The sequence below is a fragment of the Mesorhizobium sp. M2C.T.Ca.TU.002.02.1.1 genome (assembly GCF_003997225.1).
Map to the genome: position 1 here is coordinate 1 of NZ_RZTO01000269.1, position 7,254 is coordinate 7,254.

Annotated in this window: 10 protein-coding genes; 8 read left to right on the forward strand and 2 right to left on the reverse strand. The window is 64.9% G+C overall.

Features of this window, described 5'->3' with window-relative positions; genetic code table 11:
• From EOD07_RS16095 to EOD07_RS16125, 7 genes are all read left to right on the forward strand, one after another.
• Nucleotides 1–586: FHIPEP family type III secretion protein (locus tag EOD07_RS16095; RefSeq protein WP_206519478.1), on the forward strand; the 586-nt coding region annotated here is incomplete at its 5' end.
• Entirely contained in the window at nucleotides 583–1,335 is a 753-nt protein-coding gene (gene fliR / locus EOD07_RS16100; RefSeq protein ID WP_040990013.1) for a flagellar biosynthetic protein FliR, read from the forward strand. The genes EOD07_RS16095 and fliR, both read left to right, overlap by 4 nt.
• Nucleotides 1,336–1,337: 2 nt before the next feature.
• Nucleotides 1,338–1,724: a hypothetical protein gene (locus tag EOD07_RS16105; RefSeq protein WP_127236174.1), complete on the forward strand. Its 387-nt coding sequence runs from the start codon at nucleotides 1,338–1,340 to the stop codon at nucleotides 1,722–1,724.
• Nucleotides 1,725–1,824: 100 nt separating this feature from the next.
• Entirely contained in the window at nucleotides 1,825–2,364 is a 540-nt protein-coding gene (locus EOD07_RS16110; protein WP_127236178.1) for a rod-binding protein, read from the forward strand.
• A gap of 8 nt (nucleotides 2,365–2,372) precedes the next feature.
• Entirely contained in the window at nucleotides 2,373–2,792 is a 420-nt protein-coding gene (locus tag EOD07_RS16115; RefSeq protein ID WP_127236175.1) for a hypothetical protein, read from the forward strand.
• Nucleotides 2,793–2,823: 31 nt separating this feature from the next.
• Nucleotides 2,824–3,354, forward strand: a complete 531-nt coding sequence (locus EOD07_RS16120) for a hypothetical protein (RefSeq protein WP_041004735.1) — start codon at nucleotides 2,824–2,826, stop codon at nucleotides 3,352–3,354.
• A gap of 198 nt (nucleotides 3,355–3,552) precedes the next feature.
• On the forward strand, nucleotides 3,553–3,837 hold the full coding sequence (locus tag EOD07_RS16125; RefSeq protein WP_040990022.1) for an SCP2 sterol-binding domain-containing protein: 285 nt from the start codon (nucleotides 3,553–3,555) through the stop codon (nucleotides 3,835–3,837).
• 59 nt (nucleotides 3,838–3,896) lie between these two features.
• Here EOD07_RS16125 and EOD07_RS16130 read toward each other — a convergent pair whose 3' ends face one another.
• Nucleotides 3,897–4,421 carry an N-acetyltransferase gene (locus EOD07_RS16130; protein WP_052458254.1) on the reverse strand — a complete coding sequence of 175 codons (525 nt, stop codon included), beginning with the start codon at nucleotides 4,419–4,421 and terminating at the stop codon, nucleotides 3,897–3,899.
• A gap of 342 nt (nucleotides 4,422–4,763) precedes the next feature.
• Nucleotides 4,764–5,897 (reverse strand): ornithine/lysine decarboxylase, encoded by a 1,134-nt coding sequence (gene odc2 / locus EOD07_RS16135; RefSeq protein ID WP_127236176.1) that lies wholly within the window; start codon nucleotides 5,895–5,897, stop codon nucleotides 4,764–4,766.
• Between the two features lie 541 nt (nucleotides 5,898–6,438).
• Between odc2 and EOD07_RS16140 the strand changes: the two genes are divergently transcribed.
• The coding region (locus EOD07_RS16140; RefSeq protein WP_127236177.1) for an amidase at nucleotides 6,439–7,254 on the forward strand (816 nt) is incomplete at its 3' end.

A 7,254-nucleotide genomic window follows, 5' to 3' on the forward strand; every position in this document is an offset into this window, starting at 1 on the left:
GCTTCTGTCCTACAAGGACATGAAGGCGCTGCTCGAACGGCTCGACCCCGAATACCGCAAGCTCGCCGACGAGATCTGCACCTCGCACATCTCCTACCCCGGCCTGCAGGCCGTGCTGAAGCTGCTGCTCGCCGAGCGCGTCTCGATCCGCAACCTGCATCTGATCATCGAGGCCATCGCCGAGATCGCGCCGCATGTGCGCCGCACCGAACAGATCGTCGAGCATGTGCGCATCCGCATGGCGCAGCAGATCTGCGGCGACCTTTCCGAAGGCGGCATGCTCAAGGTGCTGCGCCTGGGCAACCGCTGGGACCTCGCCTTCCACCAGAGCCTCAAGCGCGACGCCAAGGGCGAGGTGCGCGAGTTCGACATCGATCCGCGCCAGCTCGAGGAATTCGGCCAGGACGCCACAAAGGCGATCCGCAAGCATCTCGAGGCCGGCGAGCGCTTCGTGCTCGTCACCGCGCCCGACGCGCGTCCCTATGTGCGCATGATCATCGAGCGGCTGTTCACGACGCTTCCCGTTCTCAGCCATGTCGAGATCGCCAAGGGCGTCGAGATCAAGGTGCTCGGAACGATCTCGTGAACGCGCTCTCGCAAGGCGTCGTCATCGCCGCCTTCCTCGCCTTCTGCCGCATCGGCGCCTGCTTCATGCTGATGCCGGGCCTGTCCAGCGCCCGTGTGCCGATCCAGATCCGGCTGTTCGTCTCGGTGGCCGCGACCGGCGGCCTGCTCGCCTTCCTGTGGGACCGCATCTACCCCTTCGTCGATCCGCGTCCGCAGGTGCTCGCGCCGATGATCGTCTCCGAGCTGCTGGTCGGCGGGCTGATCGGGGCCATGACCAGGCTCTACATGGAGGCGCTGCGCTTCATGGGCTCTGCCATCGCCATGCTGATCGGCTATGGCGGCTCGGGCGGGCCGGCGATCGAGGAACCGGAACCGCAGGCGGCCCTTGCCGCCATCATCTCGTTCTCGGCGCTGCTTCTGCTCTTCGTCTTCGACTTCGACCACGAGATCGTCAAGGCTCTCGTCGCCTCCTACCAGGTCGCCCCGGTCAACGTGTTCTTCAACCCGCAGGCGGCCCTGGTCGACGTCACCGACACGGTGTCGGACGCCTTCTTCCTGGTCATTCGGCTCGGCAGCCCCTTCGTCGCCTATGCCATCCTGGTCAATCTGACGATCGGCTTCGTCAACAAGCTGACGCCGCAGATCCCGGTCTATTTCATCTCGCTGCCCTTCGTCATCGCCGGCGGCATGATCATCTTCTATTTCGCCGTCGGCACGCTGCTGTCGCTGTTCGTCGACGGCTTCGTCGACCTCACGCTGGCGCGGTAGCCATGACCACGCGCAAAGACCGCCTGAAGAAACTGGTCAAGGTCCAGGAGCAGTTGAAAGCGCTGCACGAGACCCGCCATGCCGGCTTCCTCGCCGCAGCCGTCAAGGCCGAAGCGGAGGCCAAGGAGTTGATCGAGCGCTTCGACACCGATAAATCGCTCGCCGGCCTCTTTCCCGCGCTCTACCACAAGCGCATCACCGACGCGCTCGGCCGGCAGCAACAGAATCTCGAAAATGCGCGCCAGGAAGCCGCGCTGATCGCCACCGCGACGGCGCGCACCAACATGGTCGAGCGTGCCTACAAGGATGTGCGTCGCCGCGACGAGCGCGAGCGCTCCGACCGCGAGCGGCTCGACCTGATCACGCAAAAGCGAACGTCCGACGGCTAACCTTCGCAAGCCTGCCACAAGCTTGTTCAGTCATTGTGCGGATAACAAAACCGGCAAAAGGCGGACTTTCTTGGCCATTTCCCCACCCAGCGACATCGTCATGGACGTTGCCCGCGCAGCGGAGCCGGCCGATGTCGAGGCCGCGCGGGCGGCGCTCCTCAGGCGCGCGGGTGGTGCGCCTGGCGCTTTCTCCCTCGATCCATCCGCGACGGTCGATGCCAGTTCCGTGCTCTCGCGCGCCACGGCCGACAAGGCGGAAGCTGCTAACCCCGCGAAGAAGTTCCAGCGCTTCGAGGCGATGGTGCTGACGACCTTCATCCAGAACATGATGCCCAAGGACACCGAGGGCGTTTACGGCAAGGGCCTGGCCGGCGACATGTGGAAGTCGCAGCTTGCCGAAAAGGTGGCCGATGTCATGGCCGCTCATGGCGGCATCGGCATCGCCCGGTCGATGCTTGCCGACCACTATCTCGACGGCAAGCACAAGGTGCCGGTCGGCCCGGTTGCCGGCGGACCGCAGAAAACCGAGATCGACCAGCAGACGCGGCTTTCGACCTCGATGGTCGAGGAGCTTGAGCGCAAGGCCGCACGGTCGATGACCGGCGACGACACAACCATAAAAACGGACATCAAGATCTAGGGACCTACATGGCCGACCAAACGGACCTTTCCAACCTTCCCGCGCGCACCAACGCAATGGAGGCGCTCGCCGCCGCACGACCCGGCAACCTCGCCGCCATCATCGGCCGTATCGAGGAAGTCGTGGACGAGGAGACCGCCGGTATCCGCAGCGGAACGGCCTATGACCTCAAGGCCTCGAACGCGCGCAAGAGCCGGTACCTCTACGAGCTGAACCGCGCCTTGAAGGGCGCCAACGAGATCGAATTCCTCGAGCAGCATAAGGAAGGCCTGCTGCGGCTGCGCCAGAAGCTGGCGAAGAACGAAGCGGCGATCCTTGCCCATCTCAACGCCGTCAACGAGGTCGCCACGCTTCTGAGGAACGCCATCCAGCGCGCCGATACCGACGGCACCTATTCGGCCGGCGAGTTCGGCATGGCGCGGGCATGATTGAGATGATCGGGGCGCAAGGAAAGACCCGGTGATAAAATTCATCGCCGCCGCGCTGTGGATTTGCGCCGTGACGCTCGGCGCGGTCTTCTATTCCTTCCAGGCTGCAGGCCAGCGCGGCGCGGCCGAACCGCCGAAGCCGATGCTGGGCGGCCTCGACTACGTCAAGACCGACATGATCTCGGTGCCGCTGCTGCGCGACGGCTCGATCGACGGCTATTTCCTCACCAAGCTCGTCTATACGGTGGAACCGGCAGAAATAAAGAAGCTGTCGGTCCCCGCGCAGGCGCTGATGACCGACCAGGTCTATTCCTACCTCTATTCCAACCCGCAGATCGATTTCACCAAGAAGGGATCGATCGATCTCGACGCCTTCCGCAAGTCGATCCGCGACACCATCAACACACGCGTCGGCGTCGAGCTGGTGCACGAGGTGCTGATCGATCAGGTCAACTTCCTCTCCAAGGACGATATCCGCGACAACGCGCTTCGCCGCCGCAAGAATGCCGGCGAAACCGCGGCGGCGATGACCAAGGCGTTCAAGACCGCGCCGGAGCATTGATTGCCCGGCCAAACTCGGCACGGATGTCTTAGCCAAGCTTACCCGTGATGCGACATGACGCATGGTGACCGCGTTGACGTTTACGTCAACTCGAAGCTATATGCGCCGGTGACAGGCGACCGCACAGGCGCGGCGCGCCTACCTCGCCCAGCGGCCAAGCGCCGGTGCGCGTCAACGCAACCAACGAGGAGAACCGCCATGGGCGTTCAGGAGATTGCCGACAAGATCAAGTCGCGCGTGGCCAGCGCCGGCTTTGAGCATTCGGTCAAGTTCGACACCGGCAGCGACGGCGTCATCGTCATCGACGGCGCGACCGTCTCGACCACCGACGCGCCGACCGACTGCACCATCAAGCTGTCGCTCGACGATCTGGATTCGCTGATCGCCGGCGACCTCAACCCGACCATGGCCTTCATGGCCGGCAAGCTGAAGGTCGAAGGCGACATGACGGTCGCCATGGCGCTCAGCCAGTTGCTCGGCTGATCGTTCGCAAAAACAACGCCGCCCATCGGGCGGCGTTGTTTTTTTTCGAATAGTAGACGTCACGCCACGAAGCCCGGCGCCTGTCCCTTGATCTTGCGGCCGGCGGCCTTGATCGTGCCCTTGGCGCCGGCCAGCGCACCTTCCCTCAGTTCCAGCGCCAGAAGCCGATGCCGCTCATAGGGGCCAGGCATCGCGAGCGCCCCGGTGCGGTCGGCCGAGAAGCCGAACCGCCCGTAATAGGGCGCGTCGCCGACGAGCAGGATCGCGCCGTGGCCGAGCCGCTCGGCCTCGGCGACCGCGTGCCGCATCAGCGCCGAGCCGATGCCGCCGCTCTTCAAGCCCGGCTCGACCGCGAGAGGGCCGAGCAGCAGCGCCGCCGGACCGCCCTCGCCCAGCCTCACATCCCAAAGCCGCACCGTGCCGACAACCGCGCCCGAGGCATCGCGGGCGACGAAGGCCAGGCCTTCCGAAGGCCGGCGGCCGCGCCGCAGCTTCTCGGACGACTTCTTCTTGCGCTTCGGCCCCATGGCACGATCGAGCAGCGCTTCGCGCGCCGCGACGTCGCCAGCGCCTTCGCCAAGGATGACGAAAGCCGGCGCCTGGGCGGCCCCCTCGTCCGGCGCGCTGCGCGAGCCAGCCTGTGCCCTGAGGGCAAGGGAGGGCGCCAACGCATTTTCAGGCGAAGTGGAAACCGGTTCGCCGTAAGAAAATGCGCCAAGAAGCACTGCCGTCGAGCCATTCTCCCCCGCGGAGAAAAGCTCAGCCGACGGTCCGGACGAGGGGGCAATTTCGGTGGCCACCATGGCCGATTTGGTCAGGTATTCCATGTCCGCGATCCTTCACGAGCGGAGATCTGTTCCACAAGCGAGCCCGGGCGGGCGACATCATCGCCCGCCCGGATGATCTGAGCGGTCCTTGCGAACCGGTCAGATCACGTAGGATCGGAGAGGCTCGAAGCCGTTGAAGGCGACCGCCGAGTAGGTGGTCGTGTAGGCGCCGGTGCCTTCGATCAGCACCTCGTCGCCGATGGTCAGCGACAAGGGCAGCGGATAAGGCGTCTTCTCGTACATCACGTCGGCCGAATCGCAGGTCGGGCCGGCGAGCACGCAAGGCGCGGTCTCCGAACCGTCATGGCGGGTGACCAGCGGATAGCGGATCGCCTCGTCCATGGTCTCGGCGAGACCGCCGAACTTGCCGATGTCGAGGAACACCCAGCGCACATTGTCGTTGTCAGCCTTCTTCGAGATCAGCACGACTTCCGACTTGATGACGCCGGCATTGCCGACCATGCCGCGACCCGGCTCGATGATCGTCTCGGGCAGCGCGTTGCCGAAATGCTTGCGCAGCGCCGAGAAGATCGCCCGGCCGTAGGCCTCGGCCACCGGCACGTCCTTCAGGTAACGGGTCGGGAAACCGCCGCCCATGTTGACCATCTTCAAGACGATGCCTTCCTCGGCGAGCGTCGCGAACACCTTCTTGGCGTCGCCCAGCGCGCGGTCCCAGGCCGACAGGTCGGTCTGCTGCGAGCCGACATGGAACGACACGCCATAGGCGTCGAGGCCGAGGCCCCTGGCATGGCGCAGCACGTCGACGGCCATCGCCGGCACGCAGCCGAACTTGCGCGACAGCGGCCACTCGGCACCTTCGCCGTCGGTCAGCACACGGCAGAACACGCGCGAACCGGGAGCGACGCGGGCGATCTTCTCGACCTCCTCGACGCAGTCCACGGCGTAGAGGCGGATGCCGAGCTGGTAGGCGCGTGCGATGTCACGCTCCTTCTTGATGGTGTTGCCGAAGGAAATGCGATCGGCCGGCGCGCCGGCATCCATCGCCATCTCGACCTCGGCAACCGATGCGGTGTCGAAGGACGAGCCCATCGCAGCAAGGAGGCGCAGGATTTCCGGCGCCGGGTTTGCTTTCACCGCATAGTAGATCTTGGAATCGGGCAACGCCTTCTCGAAGGCGCGGAAATTGTCGCGCACGACATCGAGGTCGACGACGAGGCAGGGACCGTTCGGACGTCGGGTGGCGAGGAAGTCAAGGATGCGCTGGGTGGCCATCGGGGTCTCTCCATCACGCCTTTCGGCGCGCACAAGGGTGCGGACGCGAGCTGTCGGCCTCGCGAACACGCGATCAAACAAAGGCGGGACGTCAAATCCATGGAACCAGCCGGTGGAGACCCCGGAACCATGAAATGCCGTCTCGCGGCGATGAACCTTGGCCTTGCCCGGCCTCGGTTCGCTTTGTCTGCCTTGGCTTGGATGGGAGAACCCCGTCCGCACTGCCGGCAATGAAGGTGTGCCTCTTTAGTAACCCCGGTCTTTGGACGACCGGAAGAGAACCAGAAAGGCCCGCACCGTCGTTGCTTCAAGGTGTCCTCGGTCTTGTGGTTGGCCACTGACCGACTGGAGGGGTTGGCTCCAGTTACCTTACCGATTGCCCTCACCATTCGAGGATCGGCGGACACCCACAGGCACGTGCGACTTTGGGCAAGCGCGATATAGGAGCGAAGGGTTTCACAATCAATAAAAATCGTAAGCGCAGGTTGTAAAATTTCTGGCATCGAACAATGTTTGTCGCACCGTATCCGGAAATCGAACGATGCCAGGAACTCAAGGACCGCTGAACGCCTTCCTCGATCTGCGCCAAATGCCTGTGGCGAATGCGGAATTGGGCCCGCTCGCCGGTCTGCGCCTGGCCGTCAAGGACATCTATGACGTCGCGGGTTACCGCACCGGCTGCGGCAATCCGCAAAAATTCGAGGAGGCGCATGCCGCCTCGCGCACGGCCGAAGCGGTGCAGACGATTCTCGATGCCGGCGCGCGATTCGTCGGCAAGACCCAGACCGACGAATTGGCCTTCTCGCTGTTCGGCCAGAACGCGCATTTCCCCTTCCCGGTCAATCCCGCCGCGCCCGACCGCGTCACCGGCGGCTCTTCCTCCGGTTCGGCCGCCGCGGTCGCCGGCGGACTGGCGAACATCGCCACCGGCTCCGACACCGGCGGCTCGATCCGCGCGCCGGCGAGTTTCTGCGGCCTGATCGGGCTGCGCACCACTCATGGCCGCATCTCGCTCGACGGCGCGATGAAGCTGGCGTCGAGCTTCGACACGTTCGGCTGGTTCGCCGACGACATCGAGACCTATGAGGCGGTCGGCAAGCTTTTGCTCGGCCGCGATCCGCACCAGCACCCGCTCAACCGCCCGCTGTCGATCCGCTGGCTGGACGCCTTCGTGACGGGTCCGGCGGAAGCCGCCGAATATCAGCGCATGAAGGCGCTGGCCGCCGCCGTCATCGGCCAGCCCGCGGAGACCGAATACACCTTCGCCTCGTTCCCCGACGAGCTTTACTGGTGCTTTCGCCGGCTGCAGGCTTTCGAAGCCTGGCGCGAGCATGGTCCCTGGATCTCGGCCGGCGGC